This window comes from Chelatococcus sp. YT9 (assembly GCF_018398315.1).
In the GTDB taxonomy this organism is placed as follows: Bacteria; Pseudomonadota; Alphaproteobacteria; order Rhizobiales; family Beijerinckiaceae; genus Chelatococcus.
The window spans coordinates 1,073,041-1,099,933 of record NZ_JAHBRW010000002.1 but is presented as its reverse complement, the minus strand read 5'-3'; the positions used below and the strand labels follow the sequence as shown (position 1 = coordinate 1,099,933).

Below are 26,893 nucleotides of genomic sequence, written 5' to 3'. Positions count from 1 at the left end.
GACTCGGATGCGCTCGGTACCCGTTTGTTTGGCATGCTTCATGCCGAGAGTGTTGGCGCCAAGTAGGCGTAAATCTTCCCGCGTATGTTGCCGAAGCGCGTCCTAAAGAAACCCGGGTTCATCTCAACAAGATTGCTTCGGCTCTGACCTAAAGCGCGGCAACAATAAAGTTCACCGCACCGGAACTCGGTCATCCCCTCATAGTTGATTACACGCTCCTGGATCGGCCAGCCTATATCCAGGGCAACTCGGTCCGCTCTGGGCCGGGCATATTGACTACTCTCCGCTGAGATGAGGCCGACTTAAGAACCCGCCGCGCCTTAATCGAAGCTGAGGAAGAACCCCGGATGCTCCCAGCCGGGGTTCTTTTTTTATCGGCCCGGGGTCGTCGCGCATACCACGTGCCGGCAGAACGATGTGCTGGCACGCCGTCATTTGCCCGGTCGTCGCCGTTGGCTTGCCGAACACCCTTCGCGCGTTGGTAACCGAGAGCGGCAGGAGGTATTCGGGCCGCCACGTGCTCAACCGCGAGGAACCTTTTGTACAGGGAGATGTTCTTTCTCCGAGGTCGCGGCGTGCCAATCGGACCCGACGGAGATGATGAACGCAGCGGTTTTTCCGATTTCTCGCTGCGGGCAACGAAATGCCAGCCGAGCATCTTACCTGTCCGCCGCGACCTCGCTCCGGTTCTCCGGCGCGCGGATCTCGCGCCGTCGAAGTGCGTCGTTATTGGGGCTCTTCAGCACTTACGGAGGAACGAACAATGGGCACTCAAATGCTCGTCTCGGCTGAGCAAGCCGTGGATGCTGGTTATGCTGAGGGAGCCTCTCTTCACGCTGCCGGCGCCAATCAGACTCGGATCGAATTCGAGGTGGAACGCTGCGGCGCCGCGTACCCCCGCGGCGCGGCGTTGAGGCGTTTTTGGGAATTCGGCTTTCGACATGGTTATCTCGGCCGCTCCCCGCCGCCATCGAAGGGCTGCAACTGGCCCGCGTGACATCTCAGTCGACGGCAGCCGCCCGATCGCCTGAAACGGACGAAGGCCATGGAGCAGGAGAAGAGGAGCTAGCTTGCAACTCGTCCTGGCTGGCCGGGAGCCGCCATAAGCCCGTGCAGTCCCGTTAACAGCACGGCCCCAGACGGGCTCAGGCAGACGTCTGGAATATCTCGACTCCGTGGCGCAGCATAGCCGCTCCGATCATCCCAAAGTCCGGTTCGCCCTGGACGGGCTCGACCGCGGCGATCTCGCGGAAGAACGCAGTCATGGATGACTTCAGAACCGCCAGCATGCGCACGGTACTGCCACTTTCGTTGGTATAGTTATGAGGCACGCGGGAGGGTATGAGGATCGTCGCGCCCTGTTCGGCGCGTATCACGTCCGGCGCTCCAGTCATTCGGAATTGCCGAACGGTCAGTTCACCGGCGACGATGAAAAATAACTCGGGCGACTCGTGGAGGTGCGGCGGCGTTCCCGATCCCGCTGGAATCTCGACCTCGATCAACTCGAGCTGCGTTTCCGGAACAGTTCCCAAGAACCGAATGCGGTCGCCAGCAACCCACACAGATTTACAGTTTTTGGGGGAGACCATCTCGATCATCAACGCTTGTTTCCTTGCGTGTCCGCTGGGGGATCACTCGCACCGATCGCGGACAAGACCAGTTCAAGCGTCCAAGACGCGATCTCCCCAGCCTGAGGACCGGTGAGACCGCCATAATCTTTGAGAGTTTCCCAGGCAGAGGCCGAGTAGAGAAGATGCGCCAGCGCTTCGACTGTCCGCGCCTTTTCAGATGAGAGCGAACGCAGCGCAGGATCGAGAGCCCGCGAAAAGCCAGCGCGCCGTGCCGGAATCGTACTCAGCCGCATCTCGCGTCCGGTTCGAGAATGAAGCGCAGCACGAATAATTGCTTCATGCTCGTCAAACAGGGGAAATACCTTGCGTGGACCATCGAGCACATCCTGCGTCGTCTCAGGCTCGGTCGATGCACCAATGCGCTGATTGAGCCAGGCCCAAAAAGACATGAGCAGTTCTTCTTTGTGGGCGAAATGCCGGAACACCGTGCGCCGCTGCACCCCGGCCTCCCGCGCAATTGCCTCCATGCTGATGTCGTCGGGTCCTCCACCGGCCTGCATGAGGGCAAGGAGGGCCGTAAGAATAGCCTCTCGCGTCTCACGCGATTTCTCCTGACGAAGGGGGCTGTTGTAGACACGCGGGTTGGCCACGATACTCGCTCCGAATTCACGTCACTTCATGTGTCATGAATTAGAACCGGTGTCAATCCGTCTGGGTTTGTTGCAACACTGCCCCAGCATGGTGGGGTGGAGTCCACGTGCTCTCCAGCGGCCGACAAACAGAGGAACCGTCAATGATGGGCCTCTCCAGCTGGTTACCCTCCCCGAGCGGGACAACAACCATCCCAACCTCACCGAGCGGAACCCGGCGCTGACGCTGAAGCCTGCGGTTCTACCCGTGCACGCGAAGAAGAAATTGCGGGACGCGGCGTGGAGTTGCAGCCATGTACCCATAAGGTTGAGGTTAACTGGTGCACCTTGGTGCTGAACTCGCCGGCCACTCGGACACGAGGTCAATTGCGATCCCCCAAACCACAGGGATTTGCTACTTAGTATCGTCACACAGTCTTGCGGAGAGTTCCGATGGTCCCGATCATCACCGCCTTTGAACGCTCGCCCGACGGCGGCAAGGGGCTGGCGCGCGACGTTCGCGTCCGCTGGGCCTTGGAGGAAGTGGGACAGCCTTACGAGGTGCGCCTTGTTTCGTTCAAGGCGTTAAAGGGACCCGCGCATTTGGCGCTGCATCCTTTCGGGCAAATTCCGACCTATGAGGAAGGTGACCTCGTCTTGTTTGAGACGGGATCGATTGTGCTGCACATCGCCGAGAGCCATCGAGGCCTGTTTCCTGCTGAACCCAATGGCAGGGCACGTGCCATCACTTGGATGTTCGCGGCACTCAGTACGGTGGAGCCTCCAATTCTCGAACTCGCCGCCGCCAGGCTCCTGGAGAGTGACCGGTCGTGGAGCCACGAGCGGCTGCCGCTCGTGATTGATCGCGTACGCTCTCGGCTCCGCGAACTTTCTGACCGACTTGGCGACGGCGACTGGTTGGAGGGCGCGTTCAGCGCCGGCGACCTGATGATGGTGCACGTCCTGCAGAGATTGAAGCCTGCCGGGTTGCTCGACGGGTATCCCAGCCTGGCTGACTACGTGGCCCGCGGTGAGGCCCGGCCTGCCTACAAGCGGGCATTCGCTGCTCAACTGGCAGCGTTTAACGAGGCCACGAATGAAACGACATAGGTGCCTACTTCTCTGGACAGCCTACCGAGCCTTAGCGAAACTCTGCCTCAGGCCAAGAATGTGGGCCGCAAGGTCAGGTGACCGATCATCGACATCGTCAAAGTGAGCGCGGGGAATGGTTCGGGTGTGGCCGGACCGGATCAGACCACTACCGAGAAACGTGCTGACGCGCTTGTCACGATAGATGGTACGCGATGGCAAGACGCCGCTTGCGATCGGCAGAACAGGCAGCCAGCTGGAGCGGTGAAGCTAAGGCTGGTTTTATTCATGAACACTCAGCGGTTGTTAGACCTCATACGGTGAACCCTAAACTTCTCCTGTACACTTGAGCCGCAGATCTAGTCAACTCGACGGGACCCTCAGCTTTTTTCCTAAGATGCCGCCGCGAGTGCGGCGCGTTAACGGTCGCATAGCACGTGGCTCATCGAGGGGCCCAATCGGAGCGGGGCGCGATAAACTTGTGGAGGGAAACATGATCGGGTAGCTCAAAGTCATTTCCTCAGTCGCCGCTCAAGCTGACTGAGACACAAATATTTCAAATGAAAACAGCACCAACAACGTTTCCCGCGACCCAGGGAAAGATGATTCGCTTGCCATTTCAGCATTGGCTCGGCCCGCCATCCAACATGGCGGAGAGCCAGCTCAATCGCAATCGTTCAAGTACTCGTTGAGAAGAGGTTTTCCTTGAGCGTTGCCCCCACGTATTCGCTGCGCGAGATACCTTTGTCCTGCATGATGGGGATCAGGCGTGTCGCCACCTCGGTCAGATAATCATAGTCCTGCAGCATGCCGCGAAAATGGAAGCCATCTGCGCCAGTCTCGTCGGCTATCTCATCTATCGTGTCGGCGACCTGTTCATAGCTTCCGCAGATTTCATGGGTTTCCTGCAAGGCTTCATGCAAAGCGAACTGACGCAAGGTCACCGCCTCACCCATGCCCTGCATCTGCTGGAGCTTGCCGATGATGGCCTGCACCGGCAGGTCGGGCGAAATGGGCTTGTCGAGATCGAAATGTGACATGTCGTGGCCAAGCGTCAGCGACACATAGGCGAGGCCTCGCTCCAGGTTGGCGCGTTCGTGGTGCAGGCGCCGCTTCTCGCGTGCGATGCCTTCTGTCTCGCCAATGATCGGCTTGATGGCAAAGAAGATCTTCATGGACTTTGGGTCACGGCCCGCCGCAACGAGCTGTTCGCGAATCCGCACGACATACTTACGCATGTCCGCCACGTTGTTCTTGTGCGCGATGACCACGTCGCCCTGCTCAACAGCAAAACGTTGCCCACGCGGTGATGTGCCCGCGACGATCACCAAGGGTTCTTTTTGCGGTGACGAGGTTACGTTCAACGGGCCCCGGCACTTGTAGAACGCGCCGGCATGATCGACCGGGTGCACCTTGGCGGGATCGGCAAAGATACCTTCCCTGCGGTTCTCGACGATCGCGTCGGGTTGCCAGCTGTTCCAAAGCTTTCGCACGAGATCCATATATTCGTCCGCCATATCGTAGCGGCGATCATGTTCGATCAGCTGGTCCTCACCGAAATTGCGGGCTGCGTCGTCACTGGCGCCGGTCACGACATTCCAGCCGATGCGTCCGCCGCTCAGGTGATCAATGGTCCCCAACAGACGCGCGAGAAGATAGGGCGGATAGAAGGTCGTCGACAGGGTCGCCGCCAGGCCGATCCTTGATGTCACCGCTGCCATCATCGCCATGGTCGGCACAGGATCGTGGCTGATCATGAAGCCGTTCTTGACGTACCAATCGGTGCTGTTGCCATAGGTCGTCGGAACCGCGACTGAATCGGCAAAGAGAATCATGTCGAACTTGGCGCGTTCACACATCCGCGCCACATCGAGATAGAGATCCGGCTTGCGCCAGTCATAGATCGCACCCGAGGGCCTGTTCCAGTTGTTCGGGCTGTTGGGGCCAAACCAGGCAAGATGGACCTTCATGGCGCTGATCCTTCATTCGAGCGATTGTAGAAGGCGCAGAAGCAGGTTGCCGCGCGGGCGAATGCTATCCACCTCGATGTATTCGTGATGGGTATGCAGGCCCGCCCCACAGGGACCGAGGCCGTCGAGAACTGGGACGTAGGCAACACAGAACTGCCCGTCCGAACCACCCGATCCCTCGCCGTCCGGCAGATCCTCAAGCGTGAAGCCGAGGTCGGCCGCGAGACGGGCTGCCTTGTTGAACAGCACGCTGATGTCCTGACGATCCATCTTGCGGTAGGGCGCGCGGTTAAGGCCGCCGGTCACCCGCACCGTGGTATCGGGGAATTGCGGCTTGAGGGACAGGATGCGCTCCGTCATTTCGCGGGCGGTGTCGTCGCTCGGGACGCGCAGGTCAATCGAGGCGCTGGCGAATTCCGGCACCACGTTTCCGGCGGTTCCGCCTTCGATCTGCCCGACATTGACGGTGATGCCGCGCGTGTACTCCGTCATCGCCTCCAGGGCGAGCACCTGCGCCGCGAGTTCGCGGATGGCGCTGCGGCCGTTGGCGTGGGCGTTGCCGGAGTGCGAGGGGCGACCTTTAACTTCGATGCGAAAACGACCGACGCCCTTGCGGGCGGTGACGATCTTTCCGCCGTCACGCGCCGGCTCCAGAACCAGGGCATAGCGGGATTGCCGCGCCAGATCTTCGATCAGGGCCCGCGATGTCTCGCTGCCGACCTCCTCATCGGACACATAGATGATCGTGATCGGAAGAGGCGTCCGGCGTTCGGCCTCGATCAGCCGTCGCAGCGCCATGAGCGCCATGTAGCCGCCGGATTTCATGTCCTGGATGCCGGGGCCGAAGGCACGCCCCTCGACTTCGCGGATGGGATTGACGGCGAGACTGCCGATAGGGTGGACCGTATCGAGGTGGCAGACAAGGAGGATGCCGGGACTGTCCGGATCGCCCCAGGGCGCGCGCGCCACGAGGTGGTCGCCGCGACCGCCCTTTCCCGGATAGCGGATCGTCGGCACGCCGATGGCCGTGAAATCGGCCGCGGCCTTGTCGACCATGCGATTGACCGCTTCCGCGCTAGACGTGGGGCTCTCGATGGCGACCCATGCGTTGAGGCCGGTCATGAAATCTTCCACCGGGCCGAAATCCACGAAGGGATATGCGACATCCATTGCCTATTCCTCGCTTTATCAGGCCGTTGTTACGAGCGATGTCAGGCCACGCTCGACGACATCGGGGGCAAAATGGCACGCTGCCTTATGGTTCGCCGCAAGGTTCACCATCGGTGGCGGCGTCGTCCGGCAGAGATCTCGCGCCATCGGACAGCGCGTATGAAAACGGCAGCCCGTGGCGGCTTTGTCCGCCGTCAGCGCATCGCCTTTGAGCGCGATACGCTTGCGCTGCTGGCCGCCGTGGTGCTCGGGCACCGCCGCGATCAGGAGCCGCGTATAGGGGTGACCGGCGGCCTGCACCAGCGCCTCCGTGGGCCCCTCCTCGACAAGGGCCCCGAGATACATGACGGCGATCCTGTCGGACATGTAGCGGGCGACGGCCAGATCGTGCGTGATGTAGAGATAGGACACCTTGAGCCGCTGCTGCAGTGCCAGCATGAGGTTCATGACCCCAGAGCGCACGGAAACATCGAGCATGCTCACCGGCTCGTCCGCAACCACGATGCGGGGTTCCAGGATAAGCGCGCGGGCGATGGCGACGCGCTGGAGCTGCCCGCCTGACAGATCGGCCGGATAGCGATCGGCAAAGGCCTCGGCAGGCCGCAGTTCCACGGCGGACAGCATCTCCAGGACACGGGCCTGACGCACGCGCGCCGGAAGATGGTTGTGCAGGTCGAGAGGTTCCCTCAGCGACTGCCCGATCGTGAAGCGGGGATCGAGCGCCTCATAGGGGTTCTGGAAGATCATCTGGACATCGCGGCGGTAGCGTTTCAGCGCAGGCCCCGTGATGTCAGTGACGTCCTTTCCATCGTAAACGACGGCGCCGTGTGTCGGCCGCTCCTGCAAGGTCACGATCCGCCCAGTCGTGGTCTTGCCGGAACCGCTTTCGCCGACCACGGCAATGGTTTCGCCCTCGCCAAGCCGCAGGCTGACATGATCGACGGCAAGCACACGGTCGGTCTGCCGGCCGGTGAGGAGCGACATCAGCCCCGCGTTGCCGTCGTAGATCATCTGCAGATCGACGAGTTCCAGCAGAGGCGATATCATCGCACGGACTCCCTGCGTGGTTCATGCGCGAACTGGCCGGCGTAATGGCATTCGGCGCGGTGCTTCGCGTCCAGGCGGATATCGGGCGGCGTCTCGGTCCGACAGATTTCGCCGGCGTGGATACATCGTGGAGCGAAACGGCAGCCCTTGCCGTTGGCGGGGCGCTGCGATCCATCGCCGGGCAGGCTCGTCAACGGGCGCTTGGGGCCGGCGAGACTGGGCAGGGATTCGATCAGCGCACGGGTGTAGGGATGCGCCGGGTTCTGGAAGATGACCTCTGTCGGCGCCAGCTCGACGATCCGGCCCGCATACATGACCGCGACCGTGTCGCATGTCTCGGCAACGGCGCCCATGTCGTGCGAGACGAGGATGAGCGACAGATTCATGCGGCGGCGCAGACGGTCGATCTCGGCGAGGATCTGGTCTTGAATGATCATGTCGAGCGCGGTGGTGGGCTCGTCGGCGATCACCAGATCCGGCTCGTGGATCAGGCTGAGCGCGATCATGGCGCGTTGACGCATCCCACCCGACAGCTCATGGGGATAGGCATCCATGCGCTTGCGAGGAATGCCGATCAGGTCGAAGACCTCGGCGATGCGCCGGTCGGCCTCCGCCCGGGTTGCGCCAGGTCGATGCAGCAGGAATGCGTCGCGCATCTGCTTGCGGACTGTCGTGACCGGATTGAGCGCGTTCATCGCGCTCTGGAAGATGGTCGCGAGGCGCACCCAGCGTAGCGCCTGGATGCGCGCGCGGCCGCGTTCGCCGACCGGATGCCCCTGGGCCAGAATGGCGCGCCCATCGAAGCGCACCGTTCCATCAATGATCTGGGCGTTGTTCGGGAGGGTCTGCAGCAGTGCACTGCCGAGGCTGCTCTTGCCACAGCCGCTTTCCCCGACGATGCCGAGGCTGCCGCCGCGTGGCAGATCGAAGGATACGCCATCGACGGCGATCGTCCGTTCGCCATTGGCGTGATAGGCCATGCGCAGATCCCGCACCGTGAGGATGACCGGGCCGCCGGATGGCTCGTCATCCGCCGGCGGTGCGGCGAGCCGCCGTTTTGCCGGCGAGCCGCCGCGCGAGCGCAATTGCGGATTCATTGCGTAGTTGAGGCCGTCGCCCAACAGGTTGAGGCTCGCGACCAGGATCAGCATGGCCGCGCCCGGCGCGATCGACATCCAAGGCGCGAGCCGCAACTGGCGCTGTCCTTCGAAGATCATGCGCCCCCAACTGACGGTGTTCTGATCGCCGAGGCCGAGAAAGCTCAATCCCGCCTCGGTGAGAATGGCGAGACCCATGAGAAGGGTCGCGTCGGTCACCAGGGGTGCAAGTCCGTTTGGAATGACATGCCGGAACAGCACCTGCATGTTGGATGCGCCCGCCGCCAGCGCCGCTTGCACATAGACCCGGGATTTTACGGAGAGCACCTGCGACCGGATGATGCGCGCCGAGCGGGGCCATGTAGTGAGCGCGATCGCAACCATCGTCAGGACAAGGTTGGACCCGAACAGGGCAACGATCAGCAGGATCAGGAAGAACGTCGGTATCAGCAGGAAGACGTCGAAGACGCGGCTCAGCAGCGCATCGACCCAGCCGCCGTAATAGCCGGCAAGCGAGCCGACGATGATGCCGAGCAATACGGACAGGGCCGCCGACCCGATCGCCACCACCAGGGCGACCCGTGTTCCCCAAATGACGCGGGAGAATAGATCGCGGCCATAATTGTCGGTTCCGAACCAGTGCTCGGCGCTTGGCGGGAGATAAGGCTTGCCGCTCATCGCGTTCGGATCGGGTAGACCGAGAAAAGGTGTCACCAAAGCAAGCCCGACCGCCGCGACGACGATGCTCAGGCTGATCGCACTCGCCGGGCTCGACATCAGGTTGCGGAGGAAGCGAAGGGACTGAGCCATGCTACAGCTTCACCCGCGGGTCGAGAGCCGCATACAGAACGTCCGTCACGAGCGATGCGATCATCACCGTGAAGGACATGATGATGAAGGCTCCCATGATGATGGGCGTGTCCCGGGCGAGGATCGCCTCGTAAATCAGGCGCCCGAGCCCGGGCCAGGAGAAGACGGTCTCCGTCAGCACGGCACCGGTGAGCAGCACACCGATCTCCAGGCCGAGCACCGTGATGATCGGCAGCAAGGCATTGCGCAGGCCAAATTTCATCAGGATCTGGGGCTCGCTGAAGCCGATTGCGCGCCCCGTCGTCACATAGCTCTCGGCGAGCACGTCCGCGACAGACGCGCGCGCGAGGCGCACATATTGCCCGAGCCAGACTGTGGCAAGCGCCAGCACCGGCAGCACCATATGCCAGAGGATGTCCATGACCCGGCCGATGCCCTCGCGCGGCCCGCCCACGGTGACCATTCCCGTCGAGGGAAACCAGCGCAGCTTCACCGCGAACAGCAGGATCAGCATAAGGCCCAGCCAGAAGACCGGGATGCTGAAGAGGGAAATGGAGAGGCTCGTGACGCTGGTATCGAGGGCGGATCCCGGGCGTCGCGCAACAAAGGCGCCGATTGCCGTGCCGAGGATGGCGGCAAGCACCAGGCTCGTCCCCGCGAGCAGAAGGGTCGCGGGAACCCGCTCCAGGATGACATCGAGAACGGGCTCACGCGTGCGATAGGACAGGCCGAGGTCACCGGAGGCAATCTGCATCAGATAATTCAGCAGTTGCTGAGGCAGCGGCAGGTCGAGGCCATAGCGCTCGCGCACCGCCGCCATATATTCCGGGTTTGCATCTTCGCCCGCGAGGATGATCGAGACGTCGCCGGGAGCGAGATGGATCAGCGCAAAGTTGATAATGATGATGACGAAAGCAACAGGCAACACCTGCGCCAGACGAAATAGAATATATCGTTGCAGTCGCATTCGTCACCCCTCATTTACTTGACCGGAGGCGTAACGCCATAATATCCGAACCACGTTACAGACTTGTCATAGCCTGAATCCTGCAGCGGAAAACCAGACCAGCCCTTGCGCACGAGGCTCGTCTTCTGCTCATTGAAGAGGTTGATGTAAGGCACATCCCGCACGAGCATGGCCTGCATCTGCGCGTAGTATTTCTTGCGCTCAGCCTTGTCGGAGATCGCGGCCGCCTTCGCGCCGAGCGCGTCAAACTCCGGATTGCTATAGCCCATGAAATTGCGGGGACCACCCGTGCCGAAATGCTCACGATAGGCATCCGGATCCGGTCCATAGCGGGTGAAATAGCAGCTGATGTCGAAGTTCTTTTCCTGCATGCGCCGGAACCAAGTCGCCTGATCGAAGGCCTCGAGCTTGGCGTCTATGCCGACCTCTCGCAATTGTTGGACAAGCACCTCATTGATCGCGCGACAATCGGAATAGGACGGTCCGGTCACGGAGACGGAAAACCGCCATTTGCCGTCTTTGCGCGGCAAGCCCGCCTCGTCGAGCAGAGCCTCCGCCTTGGCCTTGTCGAAGGCCGGAAAACTGACGTCCGTGTTGATCCAATCAACCTGTGTGTCGACATTGGCGTGGAAGGCCGGCTTCCAGAAGCCGTTGAACCCTAGCCGGCTGATCGCGTCCCGATCGATGGCATAGGAAATCGCCTGACGGACCTTGAGATCCGAAAGGGGGGCCCGCGCCAGGTTGAGCTGGATATCGCGGCTGTAGTGGGATGGCGTGAAGACCACTTCGAGGCTCGGGTCGGCCTGCAAGGCCGGAACCTCGGCAAGGGGTGGCGCATAGTCATAAGGCAGATGCGGGAACTGTTCCGCGTCGAATTCCGCGCGGGCCACATTTGCATCAGCGATAGGCCTGAAGATAAGACGATCGATCTTCGGCTTGCCGCGGAAGTAATCGGAATTGGCTACGAGTTCGACGGCACTTCCCTTGTCCCATCGCACAAACTTGAAGGGACCGCTGCCAACGGGCTTGTTGACGTAAGGGCCCGTATCGAAACCTTCCTCCTTCTCCCAGAGATGCTTTGGATAGATCTTGCCCGTCCAGCCCGCCGCCTGCGCCATCATCGGCACGAAGGCCGCGTTCGGGGCCTTCAGCTTGATGACGACCGTATTCGCATCCGGCGTCTCGATGGCCTCCACGTCCCTTAGAAAGGCCGCATAGGGATATTTCTTCGCAATCATGCGGTCGTAAGTAAACTTGACGTCTTCCGAGGTCAGTGTCTTGCCATCATGCCATTTGATGTTGGGATGAAGCTTGAAGGTGTAGACCTTGCCGTCAGGGCTGATCTGCCAGCTGTCGGCGAGATCGCCATAGGCCGGCGTGCCGGCGACCACCCCCCAGTCCATCACCACGAGGTGGCTGTAGATGCTGCTCCCGGGCCCATAGGCGCCGGTGTCGGCAGCCGGGTTCGGGCTCAGCGTTCGCGGGTCGTCGAGTTGAGGCACGACGAGAGTGGTCTCGGCATAGGCGCCGACCGGCCATGCGACTATCATGGCCGAAATAAGCAACTCCCTTATTCTCATTGTGATCCCCTCGATTGCTCCGGATTATTGTTAAGTTAGGCGCGCGGATCGTAGCCGCTGTCACCATCTCCTATAATATAGGCATATTCCCCTGGATGTACCTTCGATATCCTATTTCTTATCATCATGACTTCAGTCTTGTCGAACGGAGCCTTGATTTCATCAAGAATCTCGAATGTATAAGGTGAGACGACGCGGCCGAGGACAGTGCCCTTGGTCAGGCTTTTGCCCATGATATCCAGGCCGCAGACCGGCACGAACGTGCCGCCATGGGAGGGACGCAACGACGTGCCCTTGCGGACCACAATGCGCGCGGCCGAGAGATCGGGTTCACCCTCGACAACTTCGATCACCTTGAGCATGTTGAGAAAATCGCTGTAGGCCTTCTCGAAATAGCCTTGGTCGAGAATGAGCCCACCGCCGCCCGTCTCCACCACGAAACAGGTTTTCCCGAGTTGGTCTCCACAGTTGGAGAGTGTGCCACGCTGCTCGTTGTGCTCCCACAGGACTTCCGCGCCGCTTGCGCGCGCGACGGCATGGATCACTGCGTTGCGTGCCGAAGCGGCGGGATCCACGGTATAATGGTAGTGAATGACAGTGTCAGACCCACCGCCGTGATAATCGAAGATGAAATCGGCCCTCGGCAGTATCTTTTCCGCGATGACCCCGGCAAGGACATCGGTGAACCAGTTCTTGCCGAGCGCTGACCCGGGAAATACGCGGTTGAGATTGTGAAAGTCGATCGGCGTGTTGCGGGTGCCGCTCTCGAAGGAGTGCGGGTTGAGCACGGGCGCGAGCAGGATCGTGCCGGAAAAATCATAACCGTCCCGTATCAGGCGGCTCTTGAGAAGGCGGCAGAACTCCGAACTCCACAATTCCTCTCCATGCGATCCGCAGGCGACCAGCGTCACCGGCCCGCTGCGTTTGCCGGCGACCGCGTGGACGGCAAGGGTCAACTGAAAGCCGCTGGCCATGGTACAGACCGGGATCTCGAACATCGCGGCAGAGCTTGCCGGCACCTCAGTCCCATCCCATTCAAAACTCATGTCAATCCCTCATCCTGTTTGGCGCGACCTCAGTCCGCGCGTCCGTAATCGCGCGCGGCTCGCTCTGGCGTCACATAGCCCGCCTCAATGTCCTCCAGGAGCTTGGCGGGATCTCGCGTCCGGGGATCGCCGTATCCCCCACCACCCGGAAGACTTATGACGTAGACATCGCCGGGACCGAGTTGCAGCGGCTCGATCGGCACGGCACGACCGTTAACCGAGAAGGTGCCCGCAGCGCCCGGATAACCACCGAGAACACCCGGTGGGGGAAAGCGAACCTTGTCGGGACGCAGCGAGGCGACGATCGGCCTGTCGCCAACGACGCGCATGGCGATCTCCTGGCCAAGCCCGCCGCGTTGGCGGCCGGCTCCGCCGCTGTCGGCGACAAGCTGCTTGCGCTCAATCAGGATAGGCGCCTGATTTTCAGTGATCTCGACCGGCGTGACCGTCCCGTTATAGGGGAAGGCAACCGTCGGCAGACCGTCAGTGGTCGCGGTCGCGCCCTTGCCGCCATTGGGCAGGATGTGGACGTTGAAGGTCGATCCGTCTTCCGGACTGGTCCCATGCAGGGTCATGGCCCAGAACGAGCCGCTTCCGGCCTGGATGCGATCGCCTATGGCTGAAGACAGGGCGCCATAGATCGCGACATGAATATGAAAGCTGGATTTGGAGCGCGACTTCACCGCCGCTGGAATCCGTGTGTTGAAGGCGGATCCCTCCGGCGCCGACATGGTGATCGGGCGGAATAGTCCCTCATTGTTCGGCAGATCCGGCGTCAGTGAACATTTGATGGGATAGTAGGTATCGGCGAAGGTAATATTGGTCACACAATTGATTGATGCGTCACTGAATTGCGGCGACGAACCGGTATAATCGACGTGGATGGCATCACCGCTCTTCTCGACTGTTACTTCTATGTGCAACGGCGATCGGTAGCCGTCCGCCTCCAGACCGTAGGCCCAGGTGCCGTCCGGAAGGGCGCTGATGGCGCGCCGCATCGCCTGCTCGGAGCGGTCGAGAATTTCGTCAGCGAGGCGATGAAAGCCCGCGCCACCGCCATAATCCTGCATGAACTCCGCCAGACGCTCGGCGCCAAGCTTTTCCGCGCCCACCATTGCCTTGATGTCGCCGATGACGAGGTCGGGGACGCGCACATTCGCGGCGATGAGGCGGAAGAGCTGCTTGTTCTCCTCGCCAGCCTCGTAGAGCTTGCTCGGCGGGATGCGCAACCCCTCTTCATAGAGGTCGCGTGCGTCGAAGAAATCGAGCCGGCCGCCGATATCCGCCACATGGGCCACCGCGCCGACGATCGCGACCATCTCACCCTGCGCGAAAACCGGCATGACGACACAGACATCCGGCAAATGACCGGCCCCGAGCCAGGGGTCGTTGGTGACGAGCACGTCGCCCGGCACCAGCGTCTCGGCGGGGAAGGCTGCAAGCAGGTGCTTCGTCGTCGCCGGCAGCGTGACGGTAAAGGCCGGGGAACTCAGCTGCGACTGGGCAATGCTGCGCCCATATTTGTCGAGCATGATCACAGCGAAGTCGCGGCTTTCACCCACGATCGTCGAGAACGAGGTACGGACGAGATTGATGTCGACCTCGTCCATGATAGAGATCAGCCGGTTCCATTGAATTTCAAGCGAGATCCCGTCAAGTCCGTTGGACATCGACCAACTCCCTTTCACGCGCGGCTTCGGAATTGGCGAGATCCAGGAAGACACTGCCGAAGGGATCGATGCGGACGGTGGCGGACGGTCCGGCGACGACGGTGCATTCCCGCTCCTCGATGATGGCCGGGCCTTGAATTTCCATGCCGCTCCTCAGGCGATAGCGATCATAGACCGGTGTTTCGACGAAGGCGCCGAGTTCCGGAAAATAGGCGCGGCGGTGCCCCTTCAACGCTCTCCCGGCCTCTGTTCCCGCTGTCTCGCCGGCGCTCGGCAGGGGCACGGCGGGCGGCGGCGCACCGACCATGGTCCGGCAGGTAATCAATTCAACAGGCAGGTTGAAATGGGCGTGCCCATATTTCTCCTGATGCGCAACGTAGAAGAGCTGCGCGATCTCATCAACCGATCCGCGTTCATAGACGGCGCGCGGCAGGGTTACGGTGACCTCATGGCCCTGCCCCTTGTGGCGCAGATCCATGCGATGTGTCACTTCGACACCGGGTGAGTTGGGAGCAACGCCGGCCTCCGCGAGGACCGCCAGCCCCTCTGCCGCCATCCCCTCGAAGACTGCCCTCAGGTCCTCCCAAGCCACCTTGTCGAGCCGGGCGACGTAAGAGCGGGCGTAATCAAAGGAAATGGCCGCCGTGACGAGACCCATCGCCGATGTGGCACCAGCCCCGGACGGTATGATGACACCGCGCATCTGGAGCGCTCGCGCCAATTCATAGGCATGAGCCGGGCCCGCGCCGCCAAAGGCGAAGAGATAGAACTTACGCGGGTCCTCGCCGCGTTCGGCGATATGCACCTTCATGGCCGCGAGCATGTTCTGATTGACGACCTCGAACAGACCGGAGGCTGCCGCCTCAGCCGCAAGGCCGAGCGGCGCACCGATATGCTCGGCCAAGGCCGATTGGGCCGCCCCCAGGTCAAGTTTCATAGTCCCGCCGAGGAAGTAGTTCGCGTCGAGATAGCCAAGCGCGAGATTGGCATCTGTCACGGTGGGCTTGGTGCCCCCGCGCCCATAGCTCGCGGGACCCGGCATGGCTCCGGAGCTGTGGGGCCCAACCTTGAGCAGGCCGAGTTGATCGATATGCGCGATACTGCCGCCGCCCGCGCCGATTTCGATCAGCTCCACCATGGGGATCTTGACCGGCAGGCCACTGCCCTTCTTGAAACGCGCCACCCGTCCGACCTCGAACAGGTTCGACTTCGCGGCCTCATAATTCTTGACGACGGCGATCTTCGCTGTCGTCCCCCCCATGTCGAAGGTCACCATGCTGTCGATGCCCATCTGACGCCCGTAGTAAATGGCCGCCAACACGCCGGCGGTCGGGCCTGACTCGAGCATGCGGATGGGGAAATCCTTGGCGGTCTGCGCCCCGGCGATGCCGCCGGAGGAGATCATCAGATAGAGGCGCCTGCGATAATCCATCGTGGCGAGGCGCCCCTCGATCTTGTCGAGATAGGCGCGGGTGATCGGTTGCACGTAAGCATTCGCCGCCGTCGTGCTCATGCGTTCATATTCGCGGATCTCCGGCGCGACCGCGCTTGACAGGCAGATGCTGATGCCAGGCAGTTCCTCCCTCAGGATGGCTGCCGCACGCTGCTCATGAACCGGATTACGGAAGGAATGCAGGAAGGCGATGGCCAGCGCCTCCACCCTTTCCGCCCTGAGCGTCTGCGCGACGGTGCGCAGCGCATCCTCGTCGAGAGGGGTGAGGACCGTGCCATTCTTGTCGAGACGTTCCGTCACCTCAAGGCGAAGCGCGCGTGGCACCAACAGCGTGGGCTTTTCCAGGAAGAGATCGTAGATGTCATAGCGAACCTCAGTGCCCATCTCGAGCACGTCGCGGAAGCCTCGGGTGGTCAACAATGCGGTGCGGGCACCCTTGCGCTCGATCAAAGCATTGGTGATCAGCGTCGTCGCATGGATGGCGATTTCGATATCGGGGCCCGCGACGCCCGCGGCCTCGAACAAGGGGGTGAGGCCATCCATGACGCCGCGCGATGGATCATCCGGCGTTGTCAGGCATTTATTCAAATGCGTCGTGCCGGATTGTCTGTCCAAAAGGACGAAATCGGTGAATGTCCCACCGATATCGAAACCGAGGCGAAAACGCGGTTCGCTCACGTCTGGTCCTCCGAGAGATGAAATTTGTAGAGTGTGGCAGCGGCGTCGGGGCTCACGTAGCCCGCCGCAAGATCGTCGATGATTGCCGGCCGGGGACGCTCGCCAGCCGGGCCGTATCCTCCCCCACCGGGAAGCCTGAGCTCCACGATATCGCCCTTGGCCAGCGTCATCGGCGCGTTTGGCGCCGTGTTGCCATTGAGAAGAAGGGCCCCGAGCGCGCCCGGTTCGCCACCGGCCAACCCCTGCGGAGGGAAACGCAACTTGTCGGCCCTTACAAATATCTGCAGGGCACGGTCATCAAGTGGCGAGAAGGTGAGGCGCTGCCCCAGGCCACCGCGATACCGGCCGGGGCCGCCGCTATCCGTCAGAAGCTCCCGGCAGCCCACGATGACGGGCGCATTGTTTTCCATGATTTCAACGGGCGTGATCGTGCCGTTATAGGGAAAAGCGATGGTAGGCAGGCCATCCCGTGCCGCCACCGCGCCCTTTCCGCCGTTCGGCAACATATGCGCGCGAAAGCTCTCCCCGTCGGGGTGTTCACCGCTGATCACCAGCGTCCAGAACGAGCCGCTCGCTGCCTGCGCCTGCTCGCCCAGAATAGGCGCCAGCGCGGCATAGAGGAGCGCGGAAATGTGAAAGCTGGTCTTCGAGCGAGCCCGCACGGCGCGCGGAAAACGCGCGTTGAGAACGGAGCCCAGCGGCGCGCGCACCGTCAGAAATTCGGTCAGCCCTTCGTTATTGGGCAGATCCGGCAGCAGACTGCATTTGAAGGGATAATATGTATCGGCAAAGGTGACATTAGCCGAGGCATTGATCGAACAATCGAACTGTTCCGGCGAACTTCCCGCGAAGTCCACATCCACCTTGCCACCTGCGATCGTCACCGTCGCGGCGAGGGTGACCGGTCTGACATGCCCGTCCGCCTGCAGGCTTGCCGTGTAGACGCCTTCCGGCAGGCGTGCCACGGCGCGCGACATCGCCGCGCGCGACCGCGAGAGGATCTCGCTGCCCAGACCCTCAAGATCACGAAGGTCATAGTCGTCAAGAAATTCGGTGAGACGCTTCGCGCCGAGCGCCAATGCGCCGCATAGCGCGCTCAGATCGCCGATCATCAGGCGGGGCGCGCGGGAATTCGCGGCGATGATGTCCATCAGCAACTGGACGGGCTCGCCCTCTCGCATGAGGAACGTGGGCGGAATCCTCAGCCCCTCCTCAAACAGATCCTTGTCGTCCAGGTAGTCGCTGCGGCCGCCAACGTCCGAGAGATGGGCTACACAACCAACGATCGCCGCGATCGCGCCGCCATGGAAGACCGGCATGCAAACCGCGAAATCCGGTAAATGCCCGGAGCCAAGCCATGGGTCATTCGTGACGAGAACGTCGCCCGGCTTCAGCGTCTCCGGTGGATGGGCCTGCAACAGATGCTTGGCTGTGATCGGCAGCGTGATCGTGAAGGCCGGCGTCGACAGCTGCGATTGAGCCAGCGAACGGCCTTGCCCGTCCATCATCACAACCCCGAAGTCGCGGCTCTCGCCGACGATCGTCGAGAAAGAGGTGCGGGCGACGGCTGCATCCACCTCATCCATGATGGTAACGAGCCGGGCCCAGCGGATTTCCAGATCAACGGAATGGATGAGTGGCGGGCTATTGCCTGTCATCATTCTGCCGCCGCGGACATGGGAGGTTGTGGGCTGTGGCCATAGACGTTGGTGGCCGCATCGAGGCTTATCTTACCCTCCGCCAAATCCCCCTGGACGGCGGCGCTGGCGCGCTTCCGCGGGTCACCAAATCCGCCGCCGCCCGGCAGGTCGAGAGTCACGACCTGCGTCGGCTGCAACTCGAAGGGTTCGAGCGGCATCACCTCGCCGTCGCGCGTCAGGGCACCTGCTGCCCCTGGATGCCCGCCAGAGAGCCCCGGCGCGGGAAAGCGGATCTTGTCCGGACGGATCGTCATCCGCACGGAGCGGCCGAGCGTGGTAAGTCGGATGGTCTGCCCGAGCCCACCGCGAAATTCCCCCGGTCCTCCGGAATCGGTTCGCAGTGATCGCTCGAGCACGACGATAGGCGCGATGTTTTCGATGATCTCTGCCGGCGTGATGGTCCCATTTCCAGGAAAGGCGATGGTCGGCTGCCCATCTGCGCCATTGACGGCTCCACGGCCGCCGTTCGGCAGGACATGCATCGCGAAATTAGAGCCATCATCGTTGGATCCGAAGCACTTGACGGACCAGAACGAGCCACTGCCCGCCTGCACCCCATGCGGCAGAGCCTCCGCCAGCGCGCCATAAATCGCGTTGTGAATATGATAGCTCGTCTTCGAACGAGCCTTCACCGGCGCCGGAAAGCTCGCATTGAGGATGGAACCGGCTTCCGCGCGGGTCGCGATGGGCCGGAACAAGCCCTCGTTATTGGGAATATCCGGCAGAAGCGCGCATTTAAAAGCATACAGAGAATGCGCATGGGTGACATTCATCACGCTGTTGATCGATGCGTCGTGACGCTGGAGGCTCGAGCCGGCAAAATCGCAGACCACCGTGTCACCCGAGACTTCGATGCTGACCGCGATATGTGTCGGGATCTTGTAGCCATCGCAGTCCGTCGCTCCCTTATAGGTGCCGTCGGGTATGGCACGGATCGCGCTCCGCATGGCTGCTTCAGAACGCTTCAGGATCTCCTCGGCCGCAGCGTCGAGGCCCGCCTCACCATAGTCCTTGATAAACTCGGTGAGCCGCGCGCCACCGAGGTGAGCTGCTCCGACTATAGCATCAACGTCCCCCAGGACCTGCGTCGGATAGCGAATATTGGCTCTGAGAATGTCGAACAGCTGCCGATTGGGCTTGCCCTCAACATAAAGCTTGCTTGGCGGGATGCGAAGTCCCTCCTCGAAGACGTCGCGCGCGTCGAATTCATCGAGGCGTCCGCCGATGTCCGAGATATGCGCGGCGGTCGCGATATAGCCGATGATTTCATCATCCCCAAACAGCGGGACGATAATATAGAAATCCGGAAGATGCCCGTGGCATATCCACGGATCATTCGTGATCAGAACATCGCCGCGTCGCAGCGTTTCCGGTGGGAAGTCCTGGAGCAACCGACGGGTCGCGCTGGGTAGCGAACATGTAAATGCGGGCGACGACAATTGCGACTGGGCAATGGATCGCGCATGCTTGTCCAGAAGAATAACCGCGAAATCGCGCGTTTCACCAACAATCGTGGAAAAGGATGTTCGCACCAGCGCGATATCGACCTCATCCATAATGGATATCAATCGACTCCACTGAATCCACAACGTCACGCCATCTGGAATTGATTTTGATTGTTTCATGGTGCCCCGAACAAAAGGGTGCCCCTTGCATGATCTATGCATGGACATCAGCTTGGTCTGCACGGCTGTTCGTTTGTAATGATTTTAGATCGGGCGCGAGGGAACGCAACGTGAAATTCGCATCAATTTTCCCACATAGTGGAAACCTCTTGCGACTTCAGAAAGCCTCGCGCATGCTGCGTTTCATAAAGTCAGCGCCAACGGAGCGATGACAATGACCAGAACGGGAACCGCGGCGCTCGAAAGAGGGCTGAATTTGCTGCTTGAGGTGGCCCAGTCGGATATCGGCGGCGCGACATTGACCGCGCTCGTCAAGCGATCCGGGCTGTCGCGATCAACCGTGTTTCGCCTTCTCGACTGTTTGGTCCGGGAAGGGCTTTTGCACAAGGATATCTCACGGACCTACCATTTGGGGTCAAAGATCTATGATCTCGGGTTGCTTGCATCCCATAGGTTCGATCTCAGCGGTTACAGTTTCGCCGTCCTGAGACAACTTGCGGAGACGCTCGGCGATACAATTTTTCTCAACCGTCGCAGCGGTCTCGATATGGTCTGCATAGAGCGGATCGAAGGACCGAATTCGCGGCAACCACTCACCATGTCCGTCGGCACCCGCCGTGCGATCGGGCTCGGCGCAGGCGGGCTCGCGCTCCTGTCGGCCCTCGATGCCAAGGAAGCGGAGGCGGTGCTCAAGGCCAATCACGCGCGTTATCTGGCCTACTACGGAACGAGTCTGACGGCGAAGCTCAAGCATCGCGTCGAAATCGCCCGGCGTCTGGGGTATGCTGTCAATGATGGCTTGAAGACGCGCGGCGTGTCGGGAATAGGCGTCGGCATTACCTCGCCTGATCTCGTGCCGATCCTCTCCCTGAGCGTCGTGGCACCGATGAGCCGCATCAGCCAGCTCGGCGCGGCCGCGATCGCAAAGGAGTTGACGGCCGCTTCCAAAGAAATCGCCTCGAGCCTTATTGATCGCAATGCTCCATCCAAAGAAGACCGCGGTTCAAATGCGAACCCAACTCCTCAATGACCACAATTCTATTCCATCTCAGATTATTATTTGGGGCTATTCCCTTTACCAACCCGACGCGTCACCAATCTTGCCCAGGCGAATTAATGTTGTGACCGCAAAAAGTCGGGGATGACGATGCCCGATCCAGCGGGCGAGATCGAGCGAGTTTCAGGGCCTTCGCAGTAGAGACCGCCTTGACGTTCCAAGTAAGCCTTGTCTTGTTAAACTTCTCGCGGAGTAACCGAGCGCTAGGCCGCTTGCCTGGCAGATTTGGCTAATCGTTTGATCGCAGGTTCCAGCGGACGCTCGCCTTCGCGATAGTCTTCCCAAGCCGTGCTTTTCGCCAACAGTGCGGGGACGGTTCGGAGTGTGAAGCGCTTTGGATCAAGATCAGCTTTGACTTGGTTCCAAGTAAGCGGCATCGAGACGGTTGCGCCCGGCCGCGCGCGCGGCGACAGCGGCGCGACGGCTGTCGCCATACGGTCGTTGCGTAGGTAGTCAAGGAATATCCGACCATGGCGCTGGCTCTTTGCCATCTTGACCAGGTAAAGGTCCGGATTATCCCTCGCCATCTGCGAGCAGACGTCGTGCGCGAAACCTTTGGCTTCTGGCCAAGTGAGCTTGCTGCGCTTCGAGACCGCCAACGGCACCACGACATGCAGCCCCTTTCCCCCTGTTGTCTTGCAGAAACTAACGAGACCGAGATCGTCCAGACGCGCACGCATTTCCTTTGCAGCCTTCACGACCGCCGGGAACGGGACATCAGGACCGGGGTCGAGATCAAAGACGAGCCGCCCGGGCACCTCTGGACGATCTGGCTCGCAGTTCCAGGGGTGTAGCTCAAGCGCGCCGATCTGGGCGACGGCGGCCAGCCCCTCAACGCGGTCGATCTGCAGGTAAGGCTTTCTGTCGCCAAATACGGTCACCAGTTCTAACAGGTTTGATGTGCCCGGCATGGCGTGGCGCTGGAAGAAGCGCTCGCCGCCGATTCCGTCCGGTGCGCGGATGATCGAACAGGGCCGCCCACGGATGTGATCAATCAGCCAGGGCCCGACAGCCTCGTAATATCGGGCTAGGTCCTCCTTCGTCACAGGCGCGCCATCATTGGCGTCGGGCCAGAGCGGCTTGTCCGAATTCGAAATCAACACACCCATGACATCGACCTTGCCACTGCGGCGAGCAGGCTTCGATGGGGATGGCGCGGCAGGCTCCGCCACTCCCGCCTTGGATGGCGAGGCGGGCTTCTCAGCCTCGACTTCCGCCGCCGGCTTGTCTTCCCGCAGCCCTTTGAATGCGGCCTGACGAACAAGCCCGTCGGACGTCCATCCGGCGAACTCGATCTCGGCTACGAGCTCGGGCTTCAACCACACAATGCCGGGCGCCTTCTTTGGGGCGCCAATACCCGTGAATGGCGACCGCGCGGATGCGACTGCCTTGAGTTTTGGCAACAAGTCCTTGACCTTCGCCGCGCTATAACCAGTGCCGACCCGGCCGACATAGACGAAGCGGTCGCCTCGGTTAACGCCAACCAGGAGCGACCGAAACTTGCCGTTCGTCGTGGCGTAGGCACCGATCACGACCTCATGGCCGGCACGGCATTTCGATTTTATCCATGTTTCCGTGCGGCCAGAGGTGTAGGGCGCCTCAATGCGCTTTGAAACAATGCCTTCGAGAGACAGTCGGCAGGCGGAGCGCAGGACCGCCTCGCCACCGCTCTCGAAATGCTCCACGAACCGCAGACGCGCGTCATCTCCAGCGTCCGCCAAGATTCGTTGCAAGCGCGCCTTGCGCTGGGTCAGCGGCCGAGAGCGGAGATCTTCTCCGCCCTCGAACAGCAAGTCGAAGGCGAAATAGACGAGCGCATCGGTGTTGCCCTCAGATAGCGCCGCCTGCAGAATGGCGAAATCCGGAGCGCCGGTCTCGTCAAGGGCGCAGATCTCGCCGTCGATAATCACGTCCGGGAGTTTGTGCGCGGCGCGCGCGATAGCTGGATATCGGCCAGTCCAATCGAGCCCTTTGCGAGTCTTTAGCGTGACCTCGCCGTCTACTACTCGCATCTGAATACGATAGCCGTCGAACTTGATCTCATGGATCCACTCTTTCCCGCCCGGCGGGCGGTCCACGGACTGGCAAAGCTGCGGCGCGATGAAGTCGGGAAGCGGGACGAGGGACGATGCCGGGGATCTATGTTGGCTGGAGCGATCTGATCGGCGTTGGTTGGCCGCCAATCCCTTGCGACTGTCCCAGACTGCATCCGCCTGCACGTCGCCACGTTGCAACATGAAGGGTTTCGGCTTCCGGCCCTTGCCCGCGGCGATGGCTGCCATGGTGCGACCAGAGGCTACGGAGGTCTCATTCTCCTCCAGAACCGCGGCTCCGTTTGCTTCCACAGCAAATTCATCGCGATGCTTGATGAGAAGCCAGTTGGCGCGCTTGCTACGTTCCCGATCGCTCGCCATCCGGACCAGCACGAAGCTACCATGCAGACGCTGCCCCTCCAGGGTAAACTTGAAGTCGCCTTTGGCCAGCGCCTGTTCAGGGCTCATTTTTCCTTCCGGTTGCCAGAAGCCACGGTCCCATAACATGACGGTTCCACCGCCATATTGCCCTTTCGGAATAGTCCCCTCGAAATCACCATAGTCGAGTGGGTGGTCTTCCACTTCAACGGCTAGGCGCTTGTCATGCGGATCAAGCGATGGGCCGCGAGTCACGGCCCATGATTTGAAGACGCCATCGAGTTCGAGACGTAGATCATAATGAAGTCGCGTGGCATCATGCTTCTGTATGACAAACCGCCGATGACTTGAATGCTTGATCGGCCGCTGGCCGGTCGGCTCCTTCGTTTGCTGGAAATCACGCTTGGCCTTGTAGGCGGTCAGCTTATCCTTTGCCATCGGTACCTCGAAGCAAACAACACGCTCATTCCCAACCAGGAAATGCCGAAATGTGAAACCTGTTCCGCATCAAATGGGCTGCACCCTGGAAGCTGCTGCGTGGCGGGCGGCTCGAAAATGTATCAGTTGCCTCCCGGCCTTGTCCCAGGCTTCGGAACTTTGTGCGAGACCAGGACATTTCCATGCGCTGTTGGAGGATATCTTGCGCCTCGATCAGCATCGGCCGATGTGATGCCGGTGGAAGGGCAGTCATCCGGTTATCAGTGGAGAGGCGGGGTACCCTCGCTTGATAGACGCTGCGCACCACCGTCCGCGTACCGGGCATTCGTAGAGGGCGACTTGGAGACATACGATGCTCAAGAAGGACTTGACCGGGTCGGTCAGCGAGATAGCCCTGTACACGAGCCGTGCTGCGTCAAAGCGCGCGCGGAAACATATGGCCACGGTGCGGCAAACACCTGATGACCGCAGGGCCAACTCAAGAGCAAGCGCTTCTTTGCATGACAACACCGAAAGACCTCATCTGATCCCGCTCCTCGTTGCAGGACTGGCTGGCGCGCTTCTCGGCTGGATATTCCGCAGGGCGGTTTGAAACACACCCTTGTCGAGGATGTAAGAATGAGCCCTACCTTGGGCAACGCTCCGTGCACTCCGGTGGTAACGGCGAACAAGCCGAAAAGCACGCGCCCATGAACGACGGCGAGAAGGATCTTCGGCTAGCTTTCAAGCGGATCGAGGGAGAGGTTCCTGAGCGGCTCGCGTCGATAATTCGCTGGCTGCGCCATCCCGCCTCGCGCTGGGTTCGCATTCCGGTCGGACTCCTCTTCGTTGTCGGCGGGGTGTTCTCGTTCCTGCCAATCCTTGGAATTTGGATGCTGCCACTGGGTCTGATGCTTATTGCCGCTGATATCCCGTTACTTCAGAAGCCGATGGCTCGCTTCGCTTTCGCAGCCGTCGCTCTATGGGAGCGACTGCGAGCGTGGTGGCGGAGATAAACCCGCCGGGAATAATATTCTCGCATTGAAATATCTAGGCGATTAGCCGCGCGAGAGGGGCTGTGCTTGGTCAAGAGATCTCGAGACGGACGGTAATTCAACCAGTGCCGAACCATTCGATCGCCGGGCGCGTGATCATGAGCCAGAAGATCAACGCAACTGCACCGAAGGCGGGGAACCCGAAGATAAACCATAGTCTGAAAAGTTGGTGGTAGCGAGGCGGGAGCGACTGGCTCGCCTCTGCCGCGGCCGAGGCGAGGTTGCGCATTTCAATCTGCATCCAGACAACCGGAAGCCAGAACAGGCCGGTAACGATGTAGAGAAGGATTGAAAGTAAGATCCAACCTTCCCAGAGGGAATAGCCGACATGCCAGGCAAGCGCGACGCCGGTAATCGGCTGCGCCACCACCGCTGTCGCTGTGAAGAGGAAATCGGCGATAACGACGATGCGGGCGACAGCTGCCACCGTTGCTGGATTTCCGGTTCGATGCGCGAGCAGCAGGAAGAAGGCGATGCCGGCGCCTGTCCCCAAAAGAACAGCCGCACCGACCACATGCAGATACTTGAGAGCGAAATAAAGCACTATCGCTCCTCCAGAATTGCAAGTGCGACGAGGTGGAGGAGGAAGATCGGCAGTATTTTCATCAGCGGGCCAAGCGGCTCGTTCCAAAGATCCGGACGTAGGATGGTGCCGGCTACCGCGTAGAAGACGCAGATGCTGAGCGCTCCCCATAGCCCCGCGCGGGCCATCCGGCGAAACGCGATGAGTGTGCCGACCGCAATATCAGCCAGGGCGCCCGCGACAACCAAGGGCGACGCCAGAGAGCCGACGATGGTCCCGACAAGAAGCTCCACTCCGCTCTGCCAACCCGTGGTCAGCGATATGATCCCGGTCAGGATCCAGAACAACGGCAATACCGTGAAGATCGCCGGCTTCAGAAAATAGAGCCGGGCAAACCACCGGTCCTGGACCGTGGGAGGGCTCATGGCGAGCGCCGCGCCGAGGCTTCGCGGCTCGATACCGGTGGCAGCTTTCCAGGGTCCCGGATCCCCAGTTGCCCCCCGCGTGATCTCGCGAGCGGCGTTGGTACGCATTGGCGGGCGCCATCCCAGCGCACTCGCACCATCACCAAGGCGGTATAGGCAGCGTGCAACAGAAAGCGGGAGGTTGATCATGCGAGCTGGTTTCCATCCAAACCATCTTCGATACTGCGCGACCACCTCCTCCATAGCGAGAGCATCCGGGCCGGCGAGGTCAAGGGCAATGCGCGTGGGGCGATCGGGCTGGAGGAAATGGACGACTGTTTCAACGACTTCATCGAGCTGAACAACTTGAAGCTGCCCAGTATTCGGCATGAGTGGGAGGATCGGGAGTGCGGCGAGCCCGCGAAACAAGGCGCTTGCACCATAAACGGGTCGTCCGAGCACCACGGATGGTCTCAGAATCACCCAATCCAGATCAAGCTCCATGAGGAGTTCGTCGCCGGAAAGTTTGCTGGCGGAAAATGCCGAAGGCTGCGCCCGATCGACGCCAATCGCGGAAAAATGGATGACCCGCCGTACCCCGGCTCGGTCGCAGGCACGGAACAAAGCGCCAGCCCCCGCCGCATGAACCATCGCCGTGTGATCGTTCGGCGCGTCTTGCAAGACGCCGGCGCAGTTGAGCAATGCATCGACGTGTTCGAGGATATGACTCCATCGGTCCATTCCGGAGGTATCAGCCATATCCACTATAACGGTGGAGTAGGGGGTGTTTAGCCCGTGAGGGATGGCCCTCACAGCGCGCACCACCTCATGCCCTTCAGCAATCAATCGCGAGCAGATTGCAGTTCCGATGAGACCGCCAGCTCCATTCACGAGTACTCTCATTGTCGTCCGCTCGGTTGGCTA

Annotated in this window: 21 protein-coding genes; 5 read left to right on the top strand and 16 right to left on the bottom strand. The window is 61.1% G+C overall.

All coding sequences use genetic code 11. The features are described from left to right. Window positions 1–763: 763 nt before the first annotated feature. Window positions 764–997 carry a hypothetical protein gene (locus KIO76_RS25060; RefSeq protein WP_213326294.1) on the top strand — a complete coding sequence of 78 codons (234 nt, stop codon included), beginning with the start codon at window positions 764–766 and terminating at the stop codon, window positions 995–997. Between the two features lie 148 nt (window positions 998–1,145). On the opposite strand, the gene KIO76_RS25055 is transcribed toward KIO76_RS25060, so the two are convergent. Continuing rightward, entirely contained in the window at window positions 1,146–1,598 is a 453-nt protein-coding gene (locus KIO76_RS25055) for a cupin domain-containing protein (protein ID WP_249730034.1), read from the bottom strand. After that, window positions 1,598–2,221: a TetR/AcrR family transcriptional regulator gene (locus tag KIO76_RS25050; RefSeq protein WP_213326292.1), complete on the bottom strand. Its 624-nt coding sequence runs from the start codon at window positions 2,219–2,221 to the stop codon at window positions 1,598–1,600. The genes KIO76_RS25055 and KIO76_RS25050 overlap by 1 nt, the downstream gene beginning before the upstream one ends. Window positions 2,222–2,653: 432 nt before the next feature. Between KIO76_RS25050 and KIO76_RS25045 the strand changes: the two genes are divergently transcribed. Then, window positions 2,654–3,310: a glutathione S-transferase family protein gene (locus KIO76_RS25045; RefSeq protein WP_213326291.1), complete on the top strand. Its 657-nt coding sequence runs from the start codon at window positions 2,654–2,656 to the stop codon at window positions 3,308–3,310. Between the two features lie 656 nt (window positions 3,311–3,966). Here the strand turns inward: KIO76_RS25045 and KIO76_RS25040 are convergent. The 11 genes from KIO76_RS25040 to KIO76_RS24990 form a co-directional block, all read right to left on the bottom strand. Continuing rightward, the gene (locus KIO76_RS25040; protein WP_213326290.1) at window positions 3,967–5,259 is read right to left on the bottom strand and encodes an NtaA/DmoA family FMN-dependent monooxygenase; all 1,293 of its coding nucleotides are present in this window, start codon (window positions 5,257–5,259) and stop codon (window positions 3,967–3,969) included. A 12-nt stretch (window positions 5,260–5,271) separates the two neighbouring features. Then, entirely contained in the window at window positions 5,272–6,429 is a 1,158-nt protein-coding gene (locus tag KIO76_RS25035) for a M20 family metallopeptidase (RefSeq protein ID WP_249730033.1), read from the bottom strand. Between the two features lie 18 nt (window positions 6,430–6,447). Next, window positions 6,448–7,476 carry an ABC transporter ATP-binding protein gene (locus KIO76_RS25030; RefSeq protein ID WP_213326289.1) on the bottom strand — a complete coding sequence of 343 codons (1,029 nt, stop codon included), beginning with the start codon at window positions 7,474–7,476 and terminating at the stop codon, window positions 6,448–6,450. Further along, window positions 7,473–9,383 carry a dipeptide/oligopeptide/nickel ABC transporter permease/ATP-binding protein gene (locus KIO76_RS25025; protein ID WP_213326288.1) on the bottom strand — a complete coding sequence of 637 codons (1,911 nt, stop codon included), beginning with the start codon at window positions 9,381–9,383 and terminating at the stop codon, window positions 7,473–7,475. Before KIO76_RS25025 ends, KIO76_RS25030 begins: the two co-directional genes overlap by 4 nt. A gap of 1 nt (window position 9,384) precedes the next feature. Then, a complete protein-coding gene (locus KIO76_RS25020; protein ID WP_213326287.1) occupies window positions 9,385–10,350 on the bottom strand; it encodes an ABC transporter permease in 966 nt (321 codons plus the stop codon). Window positions 10,351–10,364: 14 nt separating this feature from the next. Next, entirely contained in the window at window positions 10,365–11,900 is a 1,536-nt protein-coding gene (locus tag KIO76_RS25015; RefSeq protein ID WP_213326286.1) for an ABC transporter substrate-binding protein, read from the bottom strand. A gap of 65 nt (window positions 11,901–11,965) precedes the next feature. After that, entirely contained in the window at window positions 11,966–12,976 is a 1,011-nt protein-coding gene (locus tag KIO76_RS25010) for a succinylglutamate desuccinylase/aspartoacylase family protein (RefSeq protein ID WP_213326285.1), read from the bottom strand. Between the two features lie 29 nt (window positions 12,977–13,005). Then, window positions 13,006–14,646, bottom strand: coding sequence for a hydantoinase B/oxoprolinase family protein (locus KIO76_RS25005; protein ID WP_213326284.1), 1,641 nt, complete (start codon window positions 14,644–14,646; stop codon window positions 13,006–13,008). After that, complete coding sequence (locus tag KIO76_RS25000; RefSeq protein ID WP_213326283.1) at window positions 14,630–16,777, bottom strand: hydantoinase/oxoprolinase family protein; 2,148 nt, start codon at window positions 16,775–16,777, stop codon at window positions 14,630–14,632. The genes KIO76_RS25005 and KIO76_RS25000 overlap by 17 nt, the downstream gene beginning before the upstream one ends. Beyond that, a complete protein-coding gene (locus KIO76_RS24995; protein WP_213326282.1) occupies window positions 16,774–18,438 on the bottom strand; it encodes a hydantoinase B/oxoprolinase family protein in 1,665 nt (554 codons plus the stop codon). The genes KIO76_RS25000 and KIO76_RS24995 overlap by 4 nt, the downstream gene beginning before the upstream one ends. After that, entirely contained in the window at window positions 18,435–20,102 is a 1,668-nt protein-coding gene (locus tag KIO76_RS24990; protein ID WP_283771523.1) for a hydantoinase B/oxoprolinase family protein, read from the bottom strand. Before KIO76_RS24990 ends, KIO76_RS24995 begins: the two co-directional genes overlap by 4 nt. Before the next feature lie 214 nt (window positions 20,103–20,316). Between KIO76_RS24990 and KIO76_RS24985 the strand changes: the two genes are divergently transcribed. After that, window positions 20,317–21,132 (top strand): IclR family transcriptional regulator, encoded by an 816-nt coding sequence (locus KIO76_RS24985; protein ID WP_213326280.1) that lies wholly within the window; start codon window positions 20,317–20,319, stop codon window positions 21,130–21,132. Window positions 21,133–21,362: 230 nt separating this feature from the next. On the opposite strand, the gene ligD is transcribed toward KIO76_RS24985, so the two are convergent. After that, window positions 21,363–24,008 carry a DNA ligase D gene (gene ligD, locus KIO76_RS24980; RefSeq protein WP_213326279.1) on the bottom strand — a complete coding sequence of 882 codons (2,646 nt, stop codon included), beginning with the start codon at window positions 24,006–24,008 and terminating at the stop codon, window positions 21,363–21,365. A gap of 352 nt (window positions 24,009–24,360) precedes the next feature. Between ligD and KIO76_RS24975 the strand changes: the two genes are divergently transcribed. Next, window positions 24,361–24,600 (top strand): hypothetical protein, encoded by a 240-nt coding sequence (locus KIO76_RS24975; protein ID WP_213326278.1) that lies wholly within the window; start codon window positions 24,361–24,363, stop codon window positions 24,598–24,600. A 97-nt stretch (window positions 24,601–24,697) separates the two neighbouring features. Then, a complete protein-coding gene (locus KIO76_RS24970; RefSeq protein ID WP_213326277.1) occupies window positions 24,698–25,003 on the top strand; it encodes a hypothetical protein in 306 nt (101 codons plus the stop codon). A 97-nt stretch (window positions 25,004–25,100) separates the two neighbouring features. Here the strand turns inward: KIO76_RS24970 and KIO76_RS24965 are convergent, their stop codons facing one another. Both KIO76_RS24965 and KIO76_RS24960 read right to left on the bottom strand, forming a co-directional pair. After that, on the bottom strand, window positions 25,101–25,586 hold the full coding sequence (locus KIO76_RS24965) for a DUF2269 family protein (RefSeq protein ID WP_213326276.1): 486 nt from the start codon (window positions 25,584–25,586) through the stop codon (window positions 25,101–25,103). After that, the gene (locus tag KIO76_RS24960; RefSeq protein WP_213326275.1) at window positions 25,586–26,872 is read right to left on the bottom strand and encodes an SDR family oxidoreductase; all 1,287 of its coding nucleotides are present in this window, start codon (window positions 26,870–26,872) and stop codon (window positions 25,586–25,588) included. Before KIO76_RS24960 ends, KIO76_RS24965 begins: the two co-directional genes overlap by 1 nt. Window positions 26,873–26,893 lie beyond the last annotated feature (21 nt).

Coding starts and splice junctions, on each gene's coding strand:
- KIO76_RS25015 (WP_213326286.1), bottom strand. CDS start 11,900: ATGATAGTCGCATGGCCGGTCGGCGCCTATGCCGAGACCACTCTCGTC.
- KIO76_RS24960 (WP_213326275.1), bottom strand. CDS start 26,872: ATGAGAGTACTCGTGAATGGAGCTGGCGGTCTCATCGGAACTGCAATC.
- KIO76_RS25030 (WP_213326289.1), bottom strand. CDS start 7,476: ATGATATCGCCTCTGCTGGAACTCGTCGATCTGCAGATGATCTACGAC.
- KIO76_RS25055 (WP_249730034.1), bottom strand. CDS start 1,598: ATGATCGAGATGGTCTCCCCCAAAAACTGTAAATCTGTGTGGGTTGCT.
- KIO76_RS25040 (WP_213326290.1), bottom strand. CDS start 5,259: ATGAAGGTCCATCTTGCCTGGTTTGGCCCCAACAGCCCGAACAACTGG.
- KIO76_RS24990 (WP_283771523.1), bottom strand. CDS start 20,102: ATGAAACAATCAAAATCAATTCCAGATGGCGTGACGTTGTGGATTCAG.
- KIO76_RS24995 (WP_213326282.1), bottom strand. CDS start 18,438: ATGATGACAGGCAATAGCCCGCCACTCATCCATTCCGTTGATCTGGAA.
- KIO76_RS25035 (WP_249730033.1), bottom strand. CDS start 6,429: ATGGATGTCGCATATCCCTTCGTGGATTTCGGCCCGGTGGAAGATTTC.
- KIO76_RS25060 (WP_213326294.1), top strand. CDS start 764: ATGGGCACTCAAATGCTCGTCTCGGCTGAGCAAGCCGTGGATGCTGGT.
- KIO76_RS25020 (WP_213326287.1), bottom strand. CDS start 10,350: ATGCGACTGCAACGATATATTCTATTTCGTCTGGCGCAGGTGTTGCCT.
- ligD (WP_213326279.1), bottom strand. CDS start 24,008: ATGGCAAAGGATAAGCTGACCGCCTACAAGGCCAAGCGTGATTTCCAG.
- KIO76_RS25010 (WP_213326285.1), bottom strand. CDS start 12,976: ATGAGTTTTGAATGGGATGGGACTGAGGTGCCGGCAAGCTCTGCCGCG.
- KIO76_RS24985 (WP_213326280.1), top strand. CDS start 20,317: ATGACCAGAACGGGAACCGCGGCGCTCGAAAGAGGGCTGAATTTGCTG.
- KIO76_RS24975 (WP_213326278.1), top strand. CDS start 24,361: ATGCTCAAGAAGGACTTGACCGGGTCGGTCAGCGAGATAGCCCTGTAC.
- KIO76_RS25025 (WP_213326288.1), bottom strand. CDS start 9,383: ATGGCTCAGTCCCTTCGCTTCCTCCGCAACCTGATGTCGAGCCCGGCG.
- KIO76_RS24970 (WP_213326277.1), top strand. CDS start 24,698: ATGAACGACGGCGAGAAGGATCTTCGGCTAGCTTTCAAGCGGATCGAG.
- KIO76_RS25045 (WP_213326291.1), top strand. CDS start 2,654: ATGGTCCCGATCATCACCGCCTTTGAACGCTCGCCCGACGGCGGCAAG.
- KIO76_RS25005 (WP_213326284.1), bottom strand. CDS start 14,646: ATGTCCAACGGACTTGACGGGATCTCGCTTGAAATTCAATGGAACCGG.